Below are 19183 nucleotides of genomic sequence, written 5' to 3' on the forward strand. Positions count from 1 at the left end.
TTTATTTAGGGGGATATACATGAATCAAACAATAGGGAGAATTGAAGAAATTTCATTTTTTAGTACATCACTTCAAGAGGAACTGACACTTCTCGTTTATTTACCAGTAAATTATACACCTCTCCATAAACATACGGTTGTTATTGCGCAAGATGGTAGAGATTATTTTCAACTTGGTAAAGCGCACCGTGTAATTGAGCGTCTTCGTGAAACTGAAGAAATTGACCGCACAATTATTGTCGGTATTCCTTATAAAAATGTACACGATCGTAAGGAAAAGTATTTCCCGAACGATGTAAAGAATGCTGCTTACATTCGTTTCCTTGCTCATGAGCTTGCTCCATATATTGATGCAAATTATCCAACGTATCAAATGGGTAAAGGCCGCGTTTTAATTGGGGATTCTCTTGGCGGTACCGTTTCCTTTATGACTGCGCTTATGTATCCGCATACATTCGGTAAGGTCGTTATGCAATCACCATTTGTTGATGACACAGTTCTTAACTTAGCGAAAGATTTCAAAGACCCACAAGCACTAGAAATTTATCATGTCATCGGTACAGAAGAAACAAATGTAAAACGTACAGATGGACAAACATCTGATTTCGTAGAACCGAATCGCGAGTTAAATAAACTTCTTTCAGGCAGAAATTTCATCACGCATTACGAGGAGTTTGAAGGTAATCACACTTGGAAGTATTGGCAAGCAGATTTACCGAAAGCATTTTCTCATATTCTATCAATGAAATAATAGAGAGCAGTATTCAGAATAATTTGATATAATAGATAAAGAGATTTATTCTCAAAATCTAACTAGACTTGCAAAGGGAGGAATTGGAACATGAAATTAGGCATTGTAATTTTTCCATCAAAAATGATTCAAGATAAAGCGAACGGATTGCGTAAACGTTATGATCCGCATTACGCATTAGTTCCGCCACACATTACATTGAAAACACCCTTTGAGACGCAAGATGAGCAATTAGAATCGATTGTAGATGACTTACATACAATCGCAAACAAAACGAATCCATTTACCCTTCATGTTGGAAAAGTTGGTTCATTCGCACCTGTTAATAATGTTCTTTATTTTAAAGTAGAAAAAACACCTGAACTTACTTTCTTAAATGAAGAAATGCATAATGGATTCTTTACACAAGAACGCGAGTACGCTTTCGTACCGCATTTAACAATCGGTCAAAGCTTATCAGATGCAGAGCACGCTGATGTATTAGGTCGATTACGTATGAAAGATTTCTATTATGAGCAACCAATCGATCGTTTCCACCTTCTATATCAATTAGAAAACGGAACTTGGACTGTACATGAAACATTCCACCTTGGAAAGGGGAACAACTAATTTGCACGCACAAATCGTACAAACAGCCGAGCAGCTAAGTGATGCATTCTCTGTACGTAAACAAGTTTTTGTAGAAGAACAGCGTGTATCGTCAGAAGAAGAATACGATGAATTCGAAGATACTTCGGCGCACGTTGTTGTATATGACAATGACATTCCAATCGGTGCGGGTCGCTTTCGCATTGTTGATGAAGTTGGAAAAATGGAACGCATTTGCGTACTAGCTTCCCATCGCAAAAAAGGAATTGGTAAAATCATTATGGATGTACTTGAAGCGCACGCAAAGGAAGAGTCTCTACCAAAATTGAAACTCCATGCGCAAACACATGCTGAAGTTTTCTATAAAAAACTCGGATACGTGACGACTTCTGATGTATTTATGGAAGCAAATATCCCGCACATCGTGATGATAAAAGAATTATAATTTTGTAGCAGGAGGTAACCCCTCCTGTTTTTTACATTGCTATTTTCTTTTTCTTCCGCTAAAGTTAAATGTTGATGCTATAGTTTTGAAGGTGAATATATGACACAAGAAAAATTTTCACAAAAATCGTTAACACATGCTGGTATTCCACAAGCGACGTATCATATTCCGAAAACATCTACCCATTTAATTATGGAAGAAGATGCAGATGCGGCGTATTTCCGCGCTTTAGAACAGCAAGGTGTTTATTTAAATGAAAAACAGTTAGAAGCAGTGCAAACGACAGAAGGACCTGTCCTTACACTAGCTGGTGCTGGAAGTGGTAAAACATCTGTTTTAACAACTCGCGTTGGTTATTTAGTTAATGTAAAACATGTTCATCCACGAAATATTTTGCTGCTGACGTTTACACAAAAAGCAGCTGAAGAAATTCGAAGTCGTGTAGCGAATTTGCCTGGTATGAATCATGCCGCAAGTAGCTATGTCGTTGCTGGTACATTCCACTCTGTCTTTTTAAAATTGCTTCGTAGTCAAGGATATAATCAGCAAATTTTAGCAAATGAAAAACATAAACAAATTATGATAAAGAAAATTTTGAAAGAATTGCGCTTAAAAGACGATTATGATGCTGAAACGATACTCGCTATGATCTCACTTGAGAAAAACAAATTGAATCGTCCGAAAGATGTAAAAGCGAAAACACCGGTTGAACAAGAATTCAAAGAAGTATATGAACGTTTTGAAGAGGTGAAACAACGATATAATTATATCGATTTTGATGACATTTTATTAGAAACGTATTATATGTTAGAAAATAACGCTCCCCTGCTTACGCAATTACAAGAGCGTTTTCATTACATTGAAGTAGACGAGTTTCAAGATACATCGTATGCACAATATGAAATTGTAAAATTGTTAGCTTCACCAAGAAATAATTTGTTTATCGCAGGTGATGACGATCAGGCGATATACGGATGGCGAGGAGCAAGCCACCAGATCATTTTATCTTTTCCGAAAGAATTTGATAACACAACGATTATCGCCCTTAATACGAACTATCGCTCCAATCCATTTATCGTTGGACTTGGGAATGAAGTCATTAAATTAAATCAAGAACGCTTTGATAAAGAGCTATATTCTGTTCGTGAAGAAGGTGTACAACCATTTTACGCAAGACCTGCTACGACTCTTGATGAAGCAAACCAAATTTTGCAACTCATTCAAGAAAAAGTAGATAGCGGTGAACGAAACTATAAAGATTTTTGTTTATTATATCGTACACATTCTGTAAGTCGTTCTTTACTCGATCAGCTTACAATTCATAAAATTCCATTTATAAAACATGGGGCGAGCCAATCATTCTACGAGCACTCTTTAATTAAGCCCGTATTAGATCATTTACGATTGGTGCTTGAACCGTTCCGCCTCGAATCACTTTCAAATATATTACCAACGATGTATATTGGTCGTGATGAGTGCATTTCATTTATTGAACGTGAACAATGGAAATATGGTGAGGGCCGCTTCCCTTCTCTTCTTCATTTCCTATTACTAAATCCAAGCTTAAAACCTTTTCAAGTAAAAAAAGTAAATGAGCGCATCGATTTTATTAAATTTATAAAAGAACTTGAACCGAAAAAAGCATTGAAAGAAATTATTCATGGTAAAGGAAAATATTTAGAGTACTTACAAAGTAATGATCGTTCTTCCTTTACGATGCATAAGGACATACAAGAAGAAATGCTAGAAGAATTAATGGAATCAGCAACTCGCTTTACAGATATTCCAGCTTATTTACAATTTATAAATGAAGCAATTCAAGGCCAAAAAGAAATGGAAGCATTAAAAACAATGCCGCAAAAAGATGCCGTATCGCTTATGTCGATTCATAATGCAAAAGGCCTTGAATTCCCATGCGTCTTTTTACTCGGAGCAAGCGATGGCATACTACCTCATACTTCTTCTTTAAAAGATGCCAATGACCGTATAACCGAGACTTCTGAAGCATTAGAAGAAGAACGTCGATTACTGTATGTCGCAATTACACGCGCAAAAGAAGAACTTTATATCTCCTCTCCGCAATTTTTCAGAGGAAAGAAACTAGATATTTCTCGTTTTTTATATACTACGCGAAAAGATTTACCTGAAAAGACATCCACTAAATAAGGATGTCTTTTTTCCATATTACGTTATGTACATCCCTTCTATATAAATTCCCTGTTTTTATCATGAGAATTAACGTAATATCGACCATATCCCACTCATATTGTAATAGTGTATGTCAGAGCTCACGATAAGGAGTGAACATAATGAGCTGCAATTGTAATGAAGATCATCATTTCAACTGTGTATCTAATGTCGTTCGTTTTATACATGAACTACAAGAATGCGCAACTACAACATGTGGATCTGGTTGCGAAGTCCCATTTTTAGGAGCACATAATAGCGCATCAGTAGCAAATACGCGTCCTTTTATTTTATACACAAAAGCTGGAACACCTTTCGAAGCATTTGCCCCTTCAGGAAGCCTTACTAGCTATACGTCTCCGATTTTCCGCGTTGAAAGCATAGATGATGATGACTGCGCTGTATTACGTGTATTAACTGTAGCTATCGGTGGTGATCCTGTACCACCTGACGATGATCCAATTTGTGCGTTTTTAAATGTTTCAACCGCAACTTTACGAGGAACAACTTCTTGCCTTACTGTTGATTTAAGTTGTTTCTATGCTATTCAATGTTTACGTGATGTTTCTATTTAAAAATAAATAATGATTTAAGCATGGATTGGGTGGCAGAAAATTCTGTCACCCAATCCATGCTTAAAAGGCGGTATTTCTTAATTGAAATACCGCTTTTTACTTTTATAATAAAAAACACTCACAGTAACATGAGTGTTTCATTCTTCATATTGTTTTATTATATTCTTCTTTTTCCCACAGTTGCATCCCTTTTTTTTCACAAATCCTTGTTGCTGCAATTGTTCTTGATATGCTTGTTGCTGCGCTTGCTGCTGCAGCTGTTGCTGATACCACTGCTGCAGGTCATATGAATTTTGCCTTGGATTATTGCTCACAGCAAACATCTCCTCTACTGTCTATTCTGTCTATTCACTATATGAACAACTTCTTATTTCCGTTCCCTCATTCTCTCAAACTCCGCTTTTTCTAAAATGCAAATTTATCCCGATCGGTGTGGGCTAATAATCAGTAGGGGATGCCCCCCGCTGATTAAAATTCCACTTTATTATTCTCCCATAAAATATCCTGTAATTGTTTCAATGATCGCTGCTGCACCTGCAATGGCTAATAATGCTAGTAGAGGCTCTGCGACAATAGGAATCCAATTATATAAAACCAATAAAAAAGCACTAACCCACACACCTGTACACCAATAGCAACTTAATAATTCTCCAATCCACTTTTTTAATCCTTTACCTTTCACCTTCGTAAAAGTCGATACACTTCCATCAGGTTCCGTAATCTCTAACTCATCAATAAACGGTCTTCGCAAAAAGGCTGTAATTTTATCATAAACAATAAGACGTGTTAACCTAAAAGCGGCTAGCGCAAAAATAAAAAATAAAAGCCAACTTGTAAATAACATACTTCCACCTTCTTTTACCTTTTCTCATTTCTTTAGCCTATTAAAAAAAAAAGGTCTTGAGAGTGAGACCGATTTCCATCCGCTCCAATATCTTATTAATGTAAATAAAAACAAAATGATAAGGAGTGACATTAATGGGTTGTAATGAAAACAAACACCATGGTTCTTCTCACTATGTAGTTGCACATTCTTGTAATTCATCCATGAATTACAAGAATGTGCAACTACAACATGTGGATCTGGTTGTGAGATCCCATTTTTAGGAGCACACAATAGTTCATCAGTAGCAAATACACGTCCTTTTATTTTATACACAAAAGCTGGAACACCTTTTGAAGCATTCGCACCATCAGGAAGTCTTACTAGCTGTACGTCTCCAATTTTCCGCGCTGAGAGCGTAGATGATAATAGCTACGCCGTATTACGTGTATTAGTTGTAACAATTGGTGGTGATCCTGTACCACCTGGTGATGATCCAATTTGCGCATTTTTAAATGTACCAAATGCGACTTTAAAAGCAACAAACACTTGCCTTACTGTCGATTTAGACTGTTTCTGCGCTATTCAATGCTTACGCGATGTTACTATGTAACAAGTAAACTAAAAAACTATTTGGTTGGTAGAATTTTTCTACCACCTTTACATAATTTATAAACCTGCCATATCAATTGATTTTATTTCTTCTATAGATAACCTAACATCTCTCATACTATTTGGCGGCATAATTGATATGACTCCATTTCGGTACGATATAATTGATCCGACATATGATATCGTCGCTGTTTTTATTCTGCATCTTATTTTCGGAATGTAATGAGGGCGACTTAATAAAAACTGTATTTTTTCTTCATTATTCATATCCTTAAATGATTTATTGTGCGGGACCATTCTCACCGGCTCTTCTTCTACTTGATACTCCTCTTGCTCAAGCTTTTCTTCTACCGTCTCTTCCAACACACTACTGACAATACTTTGATCTCTATCGAGCTGCTCATGCCTATCATCATTTTCAAAGTTTGTAAGAATAATTCTTTTTATTTTCGGTGCAGCAAGTTCTAAATTTACTTGCGCAATATATAACAACGGTTTTCCAACTGTTGAACTTTTATTTTTATTCTTCACACTCGTCCCTCCCACTTCCATACATAGCTGGATACATCGTGTACTATTATAGTTATATTCATAACAATGCAAGAACTTTCGTTAAAAATCATTCTTTCCTAGGACAATTAAAAAGGACAGTCTCAATATTTAGAGACTGTCCTTTTTAAAAAACTATAATCAATATTATATTTATCCTAGAATATGATATCCTGAATCAACATGAATGTTTTCACCTGTTACTCCGCGTGCTAAATCACTGAATAAGAATACTGCTGTATCTCCAACTTCTTCTGGAGTTGTTGTGCGACGAAGTGGTGCGCGCTCCTCAATTTCTTTTAAGATTGAGTTAAAGTCGCCTACACCTTTCGCAGATAACGTACGAATTGGCCCTGCAGAAATAGCGTTGACGCGAATGCCGTGTTGTCCTAAATCGTTTGCTAAATATTTTACACTAGCTTCTAATGAAGCTTTCGCAACACCCATAACGTTATAGTTTTTCACAACGCGCTCGCCGCCAAGGTATGTTAAAGTTAAAATATTTCCGCCTTCTGTCATCACTTTCTTCGCTTCTCTTGCTACAGCTGTTAAAGAGAATGCACTAATATTTTGTGCAAGTAAAAATCCATCGCGAGAAGTATCTACAAATTCGCCCTTTAAATCATCACGATTTGCAAAAGCAATACAGTGTGCAACACCGTGAATTGTACCAACTTCTTGCTTAATAGTTTCAAAGCAAGCTGTAAGTTCCTCATCATTCGTTACATCACAAGGTAATACAAGTGATTCTTGCCCTTCTAATGTTTCCGCTAGTTCACGAACGTTTCTTTCTAAACGTTCTCCTGCATATGTGAATATTAATTTTGCACCTGCATTATGCAAAGAGCGAGCAATTCCCCATGCAATACTTCTTTGGTTCGCAACGCCCATAACAACAAATGTTTTCCCTTGTAATAGTTCCATGATATATCCTCCCAGAAATACTTATACTTGTTATTAGTACCTGATACTATAATTATAGTACCATAAAACCTCTTAAAGGCAAACAAAAAAGTCATTAACATACATTTGTTAATGACTTTTTGTTTCTATAAAAAACCGCTCTAATCCTTCTTCCTAAGAAGGCATTTGTAAAAAACCATTTAATTGTAGCATTTTATGCTGAAAGATCGAATATTTCTGTCTCGCTGCCGCCGATCCAAATTCCTCAGTCGACACAGGTAACACATTCACTCTCATTTTTGTGTGCGAAAATATTTTTTGAGCAAATTCAAACCAAGAACACGAACCGAGATTTGATACGTGATACGTACCGTATAAGGACGTATGAATGAGCTTGTTAATCACAGTAATTAAATCCACCACGTACGTAGGAGAACCAACTTGATCAGCTACAACGGATATGTTTTCTTTCTCTTTTCCTAAGCGCAGCATCGTTTTTACGAAATTATTTCCATATTTTTCATACAGCCACGATGTACGAACTATGAAATATTTATTATGTAACTCTTTTACAAACTGTTCTCCTGCAAGCTTAGAATATCCGTATATATTTATCGGTGCTGGATTATGAAATTCATGATATCCGTTCGGCCTATTACCTGGAAATACATAATCGGTACTGATGTAAACTAATTTAGCCCCTACTAATTGTGAAGCAACTGCTACATTTCGAGCTCCAATCGCATTTATTAAGTACGCAAGATTCTGTTCTTTCTCAGCAGCATCTACCTTCGTATACGCTGCGCAATGAATAATTGTATGCGGCCTTATTTCTTGTACGACTTGCTCAATTTGAGATATATTTGTTACATCAAGTGACTTCTTATCAAATAGATACATGTCATATTCCTCAGAATTCAACTCTTCTTGTAGTTGCTTCCCTAATTGACCGTTAGCTCCCGTTATGATAATCCGTTCTTTCATCTACATGCCCCTTACTTTTCTTTTAGTGGTTTCCACCATTCCGTATTGTTTTCATACCATTCCACTGTTTCTTTTAATCCTTGCTCGAATGTATACTTCGGTTCCCAATCAAACTCATTCTTCATTTTTTGTGCCTCAATCGCATAACGACGATCGTGACCTAAACGATCTGTTACAAATTCAATATCTTTTTTGTTTTTCCTAAAAGTTCTATAATTTGTTCCACAACATCTACATTTGTCTTTTCATTATTTCCACCAATATTATATACCTCTCCTACACGTCCCTTATGCAAGACGGTGTCAATTGCACTACAATGATCCATTACATGCAGCCAATCCCTTACATTTAATCCATCACCGTATAAAGGTAGTTTCTTTCCTTCAAGTGCATTCGTAACCATTAACGGTATTAACTTCTCAGGATATTGATACGGTCCATAATTATTAGAACAACGCGTCACATTCATGAATAACATGTTCTAGCATCTCTCCATTTTGGATTTTCCCTTTTACGAATGAGTAGTTAGGATTATCTTGAATAGACTTTACATTATTTAAATTCCCGCTATACGTTAATACATCGTAATTAATAATTTTATATGTTTCATAGTTTTTCAACATATAGTGAATGAAATTACTTCCAATACATCCAGCTCCACCTGTTACTAATATATTCATAAACAACTCTCCTACTTAAAAACTATCTTCATATTCCTGAAGTAATGGTAATATCCGATCCTTATCGGACAAAATAGGGTTTGTTACCGGCCATGGAATTGCTAATTCTCTATCTTCCCAAAGTACACCCGAATCGTGATCAGCACTATAATACTCATCTACTTTATACATAACAATTGTATGCGGAGCAAGCGTACAAAATCCATGAGCAAATCCTTTCGGCACTAATAATTGCCTATGATTATCCGCACTTAAAATATAACCTCTCCACTTTTTAAATGTAGGTGATTCTATTCGTAAATCAACGATAACATCATAAATCACACCTTGCATAACTTGAATGAGTTTCGTTTGTGCTTTCGGCTCCTTCGTTACATATATCTATAGAACTTCCGTCTCGGTTGCTGATTCAGTTGAAGATTTCCTAACGTCATTTCCAGTTATTTCGAGTAACACTTTACTTACCGTAACATTTCAAATATCATTCCTGATACACATGTACGTCTTTCTCATTGTTTGGATATAATTATAAAAGAGCTAAATCATTAGCCTATTCTACGAAAATAAAGTGAAACTTTAATCAGTGGGGGTTTTGTTCACCCCCCACTGATTATTAGCCTTCACCAATCGGGCTTTTACGGGCAGTTGATCTCCCACCTAACTAACTTCTGTGCTTTACAGCCGAATTTTGAGGTGGGAGTCTTACTGCCCACAAATAGCGGGATAAAAATATATGAGCGATATGTGAATCCACGTATAGCTCATGCATTCATTTTAAACTATGCGATACAACAACTAAAATCCACTAATATAAAGAGCAGTAGAAAGGAATACATACAGTGAAAGACACGAATCCTCAATATCAAATAGACTACATATTAATATTTATTTTATTTGCCATTGGGACTGTTAGTTGCTTCGCTATTGCAAGTGCGCAACCTTCTTTACCACCAATTTTGCAAAACATAAACTTTGTACTAAAACAAATCCAATGGTACATCATTGGATTTGTTGCAATCGCTGTCATTATGATTATCGATTTCGATCGCTATAAACAAATTGCATGGTATTTGTATGGATTTGCAATCGTACTTCTTATTGGCCTAGAACTTCAAGTTCCAGGTGCCGTTACAATTAAAGGGGCTACCGCATGGTACAGCCTTCCAGGCATCGGAAACTTTCAACCTTCTGAGATTATGAAATTATTCTTAATTATCGTCATTGGACGAATTATAGCGAATCATAATGAGAAATACTTTTTCCGGACAAATCGTGAAGATTTTATTTTACTCGGAAAAATATTCGCAGCTAGTTTACCTCCACTACTTCTAATCGCAAAAGAACCTGATTTAGGAAACACACTGGTTATTTCGGCGATGCTCGCAGCGATGGTTTTAGTTTCTGGTATACGTTGGCGCTTTATTTTCGGATTAACTTCCGGTGTTTTCGTCATAGGCTCTACCTTAACATATATTTATTTCACACATACAGAGTTCTTTAAAGGGCACATTCTAAAAGAATATCAATTAAACCGCTTCTACGGTTGGCTAGCACCTTATGAATATGACGCACAAGGATTCCAATTAAGACAAGCATTTTTAGCTGCGGGATCAGGAGAAATGCAAGGAAAAGGATGGGAAAATGGACAAGTATATTTCCCGGAACCACACACAGATTTTATTTTCACAAATGTCGCTGAACAATTCGGTTTTTTAGGAGCAAGTGTCATTATTTCACTTTTTTTCTTACTTATTTACCGAATGATTCATATCGCTTTAGAAAGCAATGAACCGTTCGGTAGTTACATTTGCGCTGGTACAATCGGAATGTTTACTTTCCAGGTATTTCAAAACATCGGGATGACAATCGGTTTACTCCCTATTACAGGGATAACGTTACCTCTTATGAGTTATGGTGGGAGTTCACTGCTCACATATATGATCGCTATTGGATTTATTTTAAACGTGCGGTCAAGAACTAAAATCTTTATGTTTAAATGAACCATATCGAAAAACGGTATGGTTTTTTTCTATGTCCATTTTAGATATACTAATAAAAAAATGAGTTGGAGGTTTAAATATGAAATATGACATTATAGGTGATATTCACGGGTGTTTCCAAGAGTTTCAAGATTTAACAACGAAACTAGGATATAGCTGGGATAGCGGTCTCCCCATTCATAACGCAAAACGAAAACTCGCATTCGTTGGTGATATTACGGACCGCGGCCCCCATTCACTACGTATGATTGAAATTGTATGGGAACTCGTAATAAATAGAAAAGATGCTTATTATGCTCCTGGAAATCACTGTAATAAATTGTATCGTTATTTCCTTGGGCGTAATGTTACAATCGCTCATGGGCTCGAAACAACGGTTGCAGAATATGAAGCATTGCCTTCTCATAAGCAACAAATAATAAAAGAAAAATTCATTACTCTTTACGAACAATCACCGCTATATCACATACTGGATGAAAAGAAATTAATCGTATGTCACGCTGGCATTCGGCAAGATTTCATAGGAAGACAAGATAAAAAAGTACAAACATTTGTATTATATGGTGATATTACAGGAGAAAAACATCCTGACGGCTCACCTGTCCGCCGAGATTGGGCGAAAGAGTATACAGGTGCAACATGGATTATATATGGACATACACCTGTCAATGAACCTCGCTTTGTAAATCATACAGTCAATATTGATACCGGCGCGGTTTTTGGTGGTAAGCTGACCGGACTACGTTATCCTGAAATGGAGGCAATTTCCATCCCTTCTTCTCTACCTTATGTCCCTGAAAAATTCCGCCCAATTTCATAATTCCCTTTACCTTTGTATAATTCATTCCCAGTACGTATAAAGGATGATTTCCAGGCGGATTTCTCTTTAAAAATTAGTAATACCGTAAGAAAAGGTGCCATAAAGTGCATCTTTTTTTTATTACACGGCATATACTGTCGCAGGAGGTGACGGAATGAAGAGAAAACCATCTAAACAAAACAGAAACTTTTTCCCTTTATACCAGCCCATGTACGGAATTAACAACTGGTGCAGCATACGAGCTGCGGCTATTGAAAAGATAGAAGAACGAGAGGAAATAAAGAAAGGAAAAACGAGAGAAATGTATATTTCTTTAGAGAGTGCTGTTATGAAACAAATTATCGAGAATAGAAAAAGAACGGCACTACAAAAAAAGAAACATCTTTCTCCTAACAATGAGCCTATACTTGAGTCAGGCAGTTCGCAAGAGAATATAAAAAAAGAAATTCCTGAAGCAATGAATGAAAAAATTCAAGCTGATATTCCTGAAACAATAAAAGAAAAAAAACAAGCTAATATTCCCAAAGTAATGAATGAGAAAATGCAAACTGATATTCCTGAAACAATAAAAGAAAAAAAACAAGCTAATATTCCCAAAGTAATGAATGAGAAAATGCAAACTGATATTCCTGAAGCAATAAAAGAAAAAAAACAAGCTAATATTCCCGAAGTAATGAATGAAAAAATACAACCCGAAATAACTTCTAATATTATACAGCAAGTAAAAAAAATAAAAGAAGTATTAACTTTAACCGATGACACAAAAAAAGAAGAGCCTACTATCACTCAATCTCACATACCTTCACCTACTCCTTCAAAGAATAAAAAAGTGGCGAGATATGCATTTAAGGAGGGCCTTCACTCTACAGCTGACGGAATCGCCTCACATGCCGAAGGATTTCTTACACAAGCAATGGGTCCCTTTTCTCATGCAGAAGGGACAAAAACAAAAGCAACTGGACATAGTTCGCATAGTGAAGGAAGTGAAACGACAGCAGGCGGCTCTTATTCTCACGCGGAAGGAAAACATATGATTTCTTTAGGCGAAGCAGCACATGCAGAAGGAACCGCAACTATCGCTAACGGGTTCTCATCTCATGCGGAAGGAAATCATACATCAACAGCTAATTTTGCCGGTAGCCATATTATGGGGAAATTTGGTACAGCCGAAGAGGCTTATTCATGGTTTATTGCAAATGGTACAAATGAAACCGCTCATAATATAGGTGCAAAATGGCTTGCTCATAATGGAGAAATGTATATCGATGGCGCTTCTTACAATGCAAGCGGAACTGATTATGCACAAATGTTTGAAACAGCAGATCATAACCCTATTGATGTCGGTTATTTCGTTACATTTAGTAGTGAAGAAAAAATTCGTATAGCTACTTCAAACGATTCATTCATATTAGGAATATCTAGTGCTACACCCGCTCTCATAGGAAATAGCGGTGCTTTAAGTTGGGCAAAGCGCTATAAAACAGATAGCTTCGGAAAACGTCAATATACACGTACGGACACGCAAGAAATACTGCCTCTTTTAAATACAGAATGGGATCCAGCTTGCAAGTATATATCAAGACGAAATCGCACCGAGTGGCTTCCTATCGGATTAATTGGACAAATGTTAGTACGTGATGACGGTACTTGCGAAACACACGGATATTGTCGTCCAAATGATGACGGCATTGCTACAAAAGCTGAAAGTGGCTTTTTCGTTATAAAACGTACTAGTGAGAATCAAATTCTAATATTATTCCGCTAAGAAAAAAGGGAACAAAATTCTTATTGTATTAAGAATTTTGTTCCCTTTTAATTGTTATGTAAAGCATGTTGCATATCATCTGGAATGCTGGAAGTAAAAGTCATTTCCTTTTCTAAAATAGGATGATAAAACGTCAAAGACGTACTATGAAGCGCTTGGCGTTTCATCACATCTCTTTGTCCCCCGTATAAATCGTCTCCAAGTAGCGGATGTCCTATATGCGCCATATGTACACGGATTTGATGTGTTCTTCCTGTCTCGAGCTCAAGCGCTACACGCGTCTTATTAGGAAAACTCTCCCTTACTTTAAAATGAGTAACAGCTCTTTGACCATCCTCACAGACAGTTCGCTCGATTATGCTATCCGCTTTTCGTCCGATTGGTGCGTCAATCGTCCCTACCTCTTCTAAAATCATTCCATGAACGATCGCTTCATACGTTCGTTTCACCCCTTTTTGTTGATGCTGCTTTGATAAAAGATGGTGAACGAATCGATTTTTCGCAATTAACATAAGCCCTGAAGTATCACGGTCTAGTCGCGTCACAATGTGCACTGTACTTGCGAGATGTTGTTTATCATAATGATATAAAAGAGCATTCGCAACACTTCCTGACGGATGCTCCCTAGACGGAATCGTTGACATATAAGCCTCTTTATTCATAACAAGCACTGCATCATCTTCATATACAATGCATAAAGGGATATTTTCCGCTATCATCCCTTCACTTCTTTCCTCCACTGGAAAGAAGACTTGTAACTCTTCACCTGCTTGTAACTTATGACGAACACTCGCATGTTCACCGTTCACTTCAATTGCTCCGCCATGAAACTTTATATCCGTTAATGCAGCTTTAGAAATCCCCTTTGTTTTTAAAAATTCTCTAACTAAGATTCCTTCTGCTACAGATTGTATAGTCCATTTCAATGTAAATCTGTTCAAATATATAAACCCTCTCTATTTATCTGCAACAAACGAGTCACGGACACGTTTCCAAAATGGGAACGGACGAAAACGAACAAACCGCACTTTCTCGTTCGCAACGCGATACTGGATTGATTTCACATCTTGATGAACCATCGTTAAATGATCCACCGTAATTTGCAAGTTCATTCCTGCAGCCGGCTTCAAAACGCATGTATGATGCTTCGGCAGTACGAGCGGCGAGCCTACTGTACGAAACACACGGTTGTTAATGGATGCCATTTCTGCAATTTGAATCGCTTCAATAGACGGGTGAATAATTGCTCCGCCAAGCGCTTTATTATACGCCGTACTTCCTGAAGGAGTAGAAATACAAAGACCATCTCCGCGAAACGTTTCAAAATACTCTCCGCGTATTTCCACTTCTGTTACTAATGTACCTTCTGCACTTTTTACAGTCGCTTCATTCATCGCCAAATACTGTGACTCTTTACTACCATTCACATAGCGAATAATCACTTCTAAAAGCGGGTATTCAACCACTTGGAATGGCGTTTTAGCGATTGCAATCACTAACTTTTCTACTTCTGTCGGTAACCAATCTGCATAGAAACCTAAATGACCTGTATGTACACCAACAAATGCGGTTTCATCTAATCGATTATAGTAACGATGAAATGCATATAAAAGCGTTCCATCTCCCCCAACAGAAATTACAATATCGGGTTCCTTTTCATCCATTATAAATCCAAAATCTAGCAAGTACTCTTTCATCGTACTTGCAAGTGTATCTGATGATTGATCTCCCTTTGACATAATTGCAAATTTCATCGCCCAACACCCTTTAGTTTATGATTCAGAATCTTTCGTTTCTTGCTTTCGTGAAAAAATCTTTTGCGCTTCTTGAATTTCAAGACGAATGGAAGACATTTCTTCATCTAATAAAAATGCCGCTTCCGCTGCACGTTGTAAGCGTATTTTAATATCTTCAGGAAAACGTCCACTATATTTGTAATTTAGAGAATGCTCAATCGTTGCCCAAAAATTCATTGCTAACGTACGTATTTGAATTTCAACTAATACTTTTTTTTCTCCCTGTATCGTTTGAACAGGATAACTAATGACAACGTGGTAAGAGCGATAGCCGCTGTCTTTCTTTTGCGTGACATAATCACGTTCTTCCACAATTTCAAAATCATTTCGTTTTCGAAGATATTCTACAACAGGCTTAATCTCATCAACAAATTGACACATCATTCGAAGGCCCGCGATGTCCTGCATATCTTCTCTTAGCCGATCAAGCGGTACATTTCTCTTCTCCGCTTTATCAATAATACTTGCAACCGACTTTACCCTTCCTGTTACAAACTCAATTGGAGAATGCTCCGTTAACATTGCAAATTGAGTACGCATTCCTTTTAGTTTCACTTTCAGCTCTGCCACCGCTTGATGGTAAGGCGCTAAAAATTCTTCCCAATTACGATTCATTTCAACCACCACCAAAATCAATCCATTTGCTTATAGAAACACTTTTTCTACAGCAGTTACTAATTCTTCTCCGTAATTCGCATTACCTTCAATATTTTCAACTAAATATTCTACTTCTTCTTTTAATCCTTCTAATTCCATTTCAACATCATTCACGCGAATAAACATCGCTGTATCTTTATTCATCGCTTCATGCATTGCTTCCCAGCATGTATGCGGAATGCTTACATAAATGAAAGATGTTTCGTTTTCTAAGATATATAAAAATGATAAATTGTCTGAGTCTACAAGTACGTGATTACGCGTACTTAACTCCTTTACCTCTATTTCAGTATTTTCCGCACAAAAAATAAGAGCATTCTCTCTCATTTCTACGCTCTTAACTTGGATTTTATTTTGCATGCTCGAACTCCTCCATCTCAACTTCCTGTCTTACTTAACAGTATTATTGTATCATAACATGGACGCAAACAAATAAAACATTGAACCAAATTTGTGAAAAAGCGATAATGTGTAAAGAATTATTTTTCAAAAGGAGCGCATACAATGACACAAGAGATTGAAATTGAATTTAAAAATATGGTTACAGAGGACGAATTCCAAACATTGTGCAAATCTTTTTCTATTGAAGCATTTACAAAACAAGTGAATCACTACTTTGAAACGCCTCACTTTTCTTTAAAAGATGCGGGCTCTGCACTTCGTATTCGTCATAAAGATGGAACTTATACATTAACATTAAAGCAACCTGCTGAAATTGGTTTATTAGAAACTCATCAGTCTGTAACAGAGAAAGAAGCTAACCTTATGATGGAAACAAACACAATTATTCAAGGCGCTGTAATGGATCAACTTCACAAATTACAAATCCCCGTTTCCTCTTTAACTTATATGGGTAGTTTAACAACAGAAAGAGCTGAAACATTATTTGAAGGCGGAACGCTTGTCTTTGATCATAGTTTCTATTACAATCACGATGATTATGAAATTGAATACGAAGTGCAAGATGAAAAGACTGGTAAAGCCGCATTTATGAGTTTACTAAAGCAACATAACGTACCAGTTCGTCATACAAACAACAAAGTAAAACGCTTTTTCCTTGCCAAACAAAACAAAGCACGCTAAAGTGAAAATTCCATTAGTGAAGAAACAATTCACCAGTGACTATGTTTCACCTTTTAGAAAAGAAAAAGATTTATTAGCAACTTATAGAATAAGCAAAGAATGTTATGAAGGCTGTTTAGTTGCTCTTCATAACATTCCATTGCTACAATAGATATACATTTCATGGAAAAAGGAGTTTATAAAGGATGAGCAAGCAACCGATGACACCATTTGAAGCAATTGGCGGTGAACAATGCATTGCAACATTAGTGGATACATTTTATTCCTATGTCAGTGAACACCCTGACTTATCTCCGATCTTCCCGGATGATTTAACAGAAACCGCTAGGAAGCAAAAACAATTTTTAACACAATATTTAGGTGGTCCTAATTTATACACTGAAGAACATGGGCATCCTATGCTAAGAGCACGCCATCTTCCGTTTGAGATTACTCCAAAACGAGCAGAAGCTTGGCTATCATGTATGGAGCAAGCAATGAATGATACAGGAGTGCACGGTCATATAAGAGAGTTTGTTTTTGAACGTTTAGCATTAACTGCTCAACATATGGTTAATACTCCAAATGAAACAGGTGAAGTGTAATGGATAAGCAGGAAGCTAAGCATATGAATATGCCTTCTCCTTCCACATGCGAACATAAATCTGTAGAAGCATATTTATTTATTGATCCACTTTGTAAAGATTGCTGGGATATCGAGCCATTTATTATTAAACTATGGCTTGAATACGGGAAATACTTCTCGATTCGTCATATAGTAACAGGAAAAGTGGACGGAGCAAATGCTTCCTCACACAAATGGAATAAACCTGCTAATATTCGATTTGTGTGGGAAAAAACAACAAGTTTACAAGGCTTTTCATGTGATGGAAAGGTACATATGCAAGATGCATCGTCAACACCGTATTTAGTTTCGATGGCAATTAAGGCGGCGGAGTTACAAGGCCGAAAAGCAGGTTCGAAGTTTTTGCGAAAACTCCAAGAATACATTTTGCTTAAAAATGTATCAAACCCTGACGGTGAATTATTACTTACATGTGCTAAAGATAGCGGTATTGATGTTGAGGAATTTAAAAAAGATTTACATTCCATTAGTGCAAAAAAAGCTTTCCAATGTGACCTGAAATTCACAAATGAGATGCACATTACAGAAATTCCTTCCCTCGTATTTTTCCATGCAAATTCAGATGAGGAAGGCATTAAAATCGCAGGGATTTATTCCTATGATGTATACGTACAGCTATTGAAAGAACTTGTGAAATGCGAGATTGAGCCAGAACCATTACCGCCTTTAGAGGTATTACTAGAAGCAACACAATTTATTTCTTCGAAGGAAATCTCATTTATATATGACTGCTCTCAGCAAGAAATAGAACGCGAACTAAAAAAATTACTACTAAAGCGAAAAGTACAAATGATTGAAGTAAAGTGCGAACGTTATTGGAAATGGATTACAAAAGAAAAAGACCTGGTGTAAACACCAGGTCTTTTTCTTTACGGCTTATAAAAATATTAAAGGGGATGGGAGAAATTTTCACGTTCAAACAAAGGGGTATATGTTTGTATGTGAATTCGTTCACGCTTATTATATTACAAGATTCGACGTCAGATGACAACCCCTTTTGTCGAATTTCACACTTTTGTCACATTCTAAACGTTTTCATTCCTGAATAAGCTATAGAAAAAGCAATTTAGGAGGTGTTCTTTATGAAAAAGTCTCATATTTTCCTTATCTTTCTAGGCGTTATTGTTTCTTTTCTCTTGTATATCCTCTCTCTATTACAAGCTTTTCCTAAAATTATTGCCTTACCTCTTTTATTCGGAGTTATCGTCATCGCTCTCTCTTATTTCAACCATAAAAAACGGTTCAAACGATTTTAACTACAAAAATAAGTCACGAAACCTCTTCTAATTTAGAAAAAAATAAGCGAAATCTCATCACTTTTCGACAAATAACGACAAATT

Annotated in this window: 21 protein-coding genes and 4 pseudogenes; 14 read left to right on the forward strand and 11 right to left on the reverse strand. The window is 36.5% G+C overall.

What is annotated here, in order from left to right; translation table 11 throughout:
- The first annotated feature begins 19 nt into the window (after window positions 1-19).
- The 5 genes from ACTFQM_RS09340 to ACTFQM_RS09360 all read left to right on the forward strand — a co-directional run bounded on the left by ACTFQM_RS09340 (window position 20) and on the right by ACTFQM_RS09360 (window position 4546).
- On the forward strand, window positions 20-751 hold the full coding sequence (locus ACTFQM_RS09340; protein WP_002170873.1) for an alpha/beta hydrolase: 732 nt from the start codon (window positions 20-22) through the stop codon (window positions 749-751).
- 90 nt (window positions 752-841) lie between these two features.
- The gene (locus ACTFQM_RS09345; protein ID WP_427349930.1) at window positions 842-1360 is read left to right on the forward strand and encodes a YjcG family protein; all 519 of its coding nucleotides are present in this window, start codon (window positions 842-844) and stop codon (window positions 1358-1360) included.
- A 1-nt stretch (window position 1361) separates the two neighbouring features.
- Window positions 1362-1784 carry a GNAT family N-acetyltransferase gene (locus ACTFQM_RS09350; protein WP_440034131.1) on the forward strand — a complete coding sequence of 141 codons (423 nt, stop codon included), beginning with the start codon at window positions 1362-1364 and terminating at the stop codon, window positions 1782-1784.
- A 99-nt stretch (window positions 1785-1883) separates the two neighbouring features.
- Window positions 1884-3950 carry an ATP-dependent helicase gene (locus ACTFQM_RS09355; RefSeq protein WP_440034132.1) on the forward strand — a complete coding sequence of 689 codons (2067 nt, stop codon included), beginning with the start codon at window positions 1884-1886 and terminating at the stop codon, window positions 3948-3950.
- A gap of 143 nt (window positions 3951-4093) precedes the next feature.
- Window positions 4094-4546, forward strand: a complete 453-nt coding sequence (locus ACTFQM_RS09360; protein ID WP_427349933.1) for a CotY/CotZ family spore coat protein — start codon at window positions 4094-4096, stop codon at window positions 4544-4546.
- Between the two features lie 137 nt (window positions 4547-4683).
- Here ACTFQM_RS09360 and ACTFQM_RS09365 read toward each other — a convergent pair whose 3' ends face one another.
- Together ACTFQM_RS09365 and ACTFQM_RS09370 are read right to left on the reverse strand one after the other, a co-directional pair.
- Entirely contained in the window at window positions 4684-4869 is a 186-nt protein-coding gene (locus ACTFQM_RS09365) for a cytochrome C oxidase subunit III (protein ID WP_427349934.1), read from the reverse strand.
- A gap of 161 nt (window positions 4870-5030) precedes the next feature.
- Entirely contained in the window at window positions 5031-5390 is a 360-nt protein-coding gene (locus ACTFQM_RS09370; RefSeq protein WP_427349935.1) for a DUF1360 domain-containing protein, read from the reverse strand.
- A 134-nt stretch (window positions 5391-5524) separates the two neighbouring features.
- Between ACTFQM_RS09370 and ACTFQM_RS09375 the strand changes: the two are divergent.
- Window positions 5525-5982 (forward strand): annotated as a pseudogene (locus ACTFQM_RS09375) (CotY/CotZ family spore coat protein).
- 56 nt (window positions 5983-6038) lie between these two features.
- Here ACTFQM_RS09375 and ACTFQM_RS09380 read toward each other — a convergent pair.
- The 5 genes and pseudogenes from ACTFQM_RS09380 to ACTFQM_RS09400 all read right to left on the reverse strand — a co-directional run.
- Window positions 6039-6533, reverse strand: coding sequence for a CotO family spore coat protein (locus tag ACTFQM_RS09380; protein ID WP_440034133.1), 495 nt, complete (start codon window positions 6531-6533; stop codon window positions 6039-6041).
- 150 nt (window positions 6534-6683) lie between these two features.
- Window positions 6684-7454 (reverse strand): enoyl-ACP reductase FabI, encoded by a 771-nt coding sequence (gene fabI / locus ACTFQM_RS09385; RefSeq protein WP_025149155.1) that lies wholly within the window; start codon window positions 7452-7454, stop codon window positions 6684-6686.
- Between the two features lie 153 nt (window positions 7455-7607).
- Complete coding sequence (gene rfbD / locus ACTFQM_RS09390) at window positions 7608-8417, reverse strand: dTDP-4-dehydrorhamnose reductase (RefSeq protein WP_440034134.1); 810 nt, start codon at window positions 8415-8417, stop codon at window positions 7608-7610.
- An 11-nt stretch (window positions 8418-8428) separates the two neighbouring features.
- A pseudogene (locus ACTFQM_RS09395) lies at window positions 8429-9097 on the reverse strand (dTDP-glucose 4,6-dehydratase).
- Window positions 9098-9112: 15 nt separating this feature from the next.
- Window positions 9113-9466, reverse strand: a pseudogene (locus ACTFQM_RS09400) (dTDP-4-dehydrorhamnose 3,5-epimerase family protein); the annotation flags it as partial.
- 470 nt (window positions 9467-9936) lie between these two features.
- On the opposite strand from ACTFQM_RS09400, the gene ACTFQM_RS09405 reads away from it, so the two are divergent.
- The 4 genes and pseudogenes from ACTFQM_RS09405 to ACTFQM_RS09420 all read left to right on the forward strand — a co-directional run bounded on the left by ACTFQM_RS09405 (window position 9937) and on the right by ACTFQM_RS09420 (window position 13682).
- Entirely contained in the window at window positions 9937-11097 is a 1161-nt protein-coding gene (locus ACTFQM_RS09405) for an FtsW/RodA/SpoVE family cell cycle protein (RefSeq protein WP_440034135.1), read from the forward strand.
- Between the two features lie 79 nt (window positions 11098-11176).
- The gene (gene prpE, locus ACTFQM_RS09410) at window positions 11177-11917 is read left to right on the forward strand and encodes a bis(5'-nucleosyl)-tetraphosphatase PrpE (protein ID WP_440034136.1); all 741 of its coding nucleotides are present in this window, start codon (window positions 11177-11179) and stop codon (window positions 11915-11917) included.
- Between the two features lie 154 nt (window positions 11918-12071).
- Window positions 12072-12663 (forward strand): annotated as a pseudogene (locus tag ACTFQM_RS09415) (hypothetical protein); the annotation flags it as partial.
- A 401-nt stretch (window positions 12664-13064) separates the two neighbouring features.
- Window positions 13065-13682: a peptidase G2 autoproteolytic cleavage domain-containing protein gene (locus ACTFQM_RS09420; protein WP_440034407.1), complete on the forward strand. Its 618-nt coding sequence runs from the start codon at window positions 13065-13067 to the stop codon at window positions 13680-13682.
- A gap of 47 nt (window positions 13683-13729) precedes the next feature.
- On the opposite strand, the gene ACTFQM_RS09425 is transcribed toward ACTFQM_RS09420, so the two are convergent.
- Genes ACTFQM_RS09425 through ACTFQM_RS09440 form a run of 4 tightly spaced genes read right to left on the reverse strand, consistent with a single transcriptional unit; the run spans window position 13730 to window position 16495 of the window.
- A complete protein-coding gene (locus ACTFQM_RS09425) occupies window positions 13730-14623 on the reverse strand; it encodes an RluA family pseudouridine synthase (RefSeq protein ID WP_427349939.1) in 894 nt (297 codons plus the stop codon).
- A 15-nt stretch (window positions 14624-14638) separates the two neighbouring features.
- The gene (locus ACTFQM_RS09430; protein WP_002170850.1) at window positions 14639-15436 is read right to left on the reverse strand and encodes an NAD kinase; all 798 of its coding nucleotides are present in this window, start codon (window positions 15434-15436) and stop codon (window positions 14639-14641) included.
- A gap of 18 nt (window positions 15437-15454) precedes the next feature.
- Window positions 15455-16093, reverse strand: coding sequence for a GTP pyrophosphokinase (locus ACTFQM_RS09435; protein WP_002170849.1), 639 nt, complete (start codon window positions 16091-16093; stop codon window positions 15455-15457).
- Window positions 16094-16123: 30 nt separating this feature from the next.
- Entirely contained in the window at window positions 16124-16495 is a 372-nt protein-coding gene (locus ACTFQM_RS09440; protein WP_440034137.1) for a hypothetical protein, read from the reverse strand.
- Between the two features lie 144 nt (window positions 16496-16639).
- Between ACTFQM_RS09440 and ACTFQM_RS09445 the strand changes: the two genes are divergently transcribed.
- From ACTFQM_RS09445 to ACTFQM_RS09460, 4 genes are all read left to right on the forward strand, one after another.
- The gene (locus tag ACTFQM_RS09445) at window positions 16640-17218 is read left to right on the forward strand and encodes a CYTH domain-containing protein (RefSeq protein WP_002170847.1); all 579 of its coding nucleotides are present in this window, start codon (window positions 16640-16642) and stop codon (window positions 17216-17218) included.
- Between the two features lie 185 nt (window positions 17219-17403).
- Complete coding sequence (locus ACTFQM_RS09450) at window positions 17404-17802, forward strand: globin domain-containing protein (protein ID WP_002170846.1); 399 nt, start codon at window positions 17404-17406, stop codon at window positions 17800-17802.
- Complete coding sequence (locus ACTFQM_RS09455) at window positions 17802-18695, forward strand: ClpXP adapter SpxH family protein (protein WP_033718811.1); 894 nt, start codon at window positions 17802-17804, stop codon at window positions 18693-18695. Before ACTFQM_RS09450 ends, ACTFQM_RS09455 begins: the two co-directional genes overlap by 1 nt.
- 230 nt (window positions 18696-18925) lie before the next feature.
- The gene (locus tag ACTFQM_RS09460) at window positions 18926-19099 is read left to right on the forward strand and encodes a hypothetical protein (RefSeq protein ID WP_440034138.1); all 174 of its coding nucleotides are present in this window, start codon (window positions 18926-18928) and stop codon (window positions 19097-19099) included.
- The last annotated feature ends 84 nt before the right edge of the window (window positions 19100-19183 follow it).

The sequence above is a fragment of the Bacillus cereus group sp. MYBK30-2 genome (assembly GCF_051915945.1).
In the GTDB taxonomy this organism is placed as follows: domain Bacteria; phylum Bacillota; class Bacilli; order Bacillales; family Bacillaceae_G; genus Bacillus_A; species Bacillus_A paramycoides.

What these genes read in the sequence shown, in the direction of transcription:
- ACTFQM_RS09440 (WP_440034137.1), bottom strand. Translation starts at nt 16,495, where the DNA reads ATGCAAAATAAAATCCAAGTTAAGAGCGTAGAAATGAGAGAGAATGCT.
- ACTFQM_RS09420 (WP_440034407.1), top strand. Translation starts at nt 13,065, where the DNA reads ATGGGGAAATTTGGTACAGCCGAAGAGGCTTATTCATGGTTTATTGCA.
- ACTFQM_RS09435 (WP_002170849.1), bottom strand. Translation starts at nt 16,093, where the DNA reads ATGAATCGTAATTGGGAAGAATTTTTAGCGCCTTACCATCAAGCGGTG.
- ACTFQM_RS09365 (WP_427349934.1), bottom strand. Translation starts at nt 4,869, where the DNA reads ATGTTTGCTGTGAGCAATAATCCAAGGCAAAATTCATATGACCTGCAG.
- ACTFQM_RS09340 (WP_002170873.1), top strand. Translation starts at nt 20, where the DNA reads ATGAATCAAACAATAGGGAGAATTGAAGAAATTTCATTTTTTAGTACA.
- ACTFQM_RS09380 (WP_440034133.1), bottom strand. Translation starts at nt 6,533, where the DNA reads ATGGAAGTGGGAGGGACGAGTGTGAAGAATAAAAATAAAAGTTCAACA.
- ACTFQM_RS09455 (WP_033718811.1), top strand. Translation starts at nt 17,802, where the DNA reads ATGGATAAGCAGGAAGCTAAGCATATGAATATGCCTTCTCCTTCCACA.
- ACTFQM_RS09355 (WP_440034132.1), top strand. Translation starts at nt 1,884, where the DNA reads ATGACACAAGAAAAATTTTCACAAAAATCGTTAACACATGCTGGTATT.
- ACTFQM_RS09345 (WP_427349930.1), top strand. Translation starts at nt 842, where the DNA reads ATGAAATTAGGCATTGTAATTTTTCCATCAAAAATGATTCAAGATAAA.
- ACTFQM_RS09360 (WP_427349933.1), top strand. Translation starts at nt 4,094, where the DNA reads ATGAGCTGCAATTGTAATGAAGATCATCATTTCAACTGTGTATCTAAT.
- ACTFQM_RS09430 (WP_002170850.1), bottom strand. Translation starts at nt 15,436, where the DNA reads ATGAAATTTGCAATTATGTCAAAGGGAGATCAATCATCAGATACACTT.
- ACTFQM_RS09450 (WP_002170846.1), top strand. Translation starts at nt 17,404, where the DNA reads ATGAGCAAGCAACCGATGACACCATTTGAAGCAATTGGCGGTGAACAA.
- fabI (WP_025149155.1), bottom strand. Translation starts at nt 7,454, where the DNA reads ATGGAACTATTACAAGGGAAAACATTTGTTGTTATGGGCGTTGCGAAC.
- prpE (WP_440034136.1), top strand. Translation starts at nt 11,177, where the DNA reads ATGAAATATGACATTATAGGTGATATTCACGGGTGTTTCCAAGAGTTT.
- ACTFQM_RS09370 (WP_427349935.1), bottom strand. Translation starts at nt 5,390, where the DNA reads ATGTTATTTACAAGTTGGCTTTTATTTTTTATTTTTGCGCTAGCCGCT.
- ACTFQM_RS09445 (WP_002170847.1), top strand. Translation starts at nt 16,640, where the DNA reads ATGACACAAGAGATTGAAATTGAATTTAAAAATATGGTTACAGAGGAC.
- rfbD (WP_440034134.1), bottom strand. Translation starts at nt 8,417, where the DNA reads ATGAAAGAACGGATTATCATAACGGGAGCTAACGGTCAATTAGGGAAG.
- ACTFQM_RS09460 (WP_440034138.1), top strand. Translation starts at nt 18,926, where the DNA reads ATGAAAAAGTCTCATATTTTCCTTATCTTTCTAGGCGTTATTGTTTCT.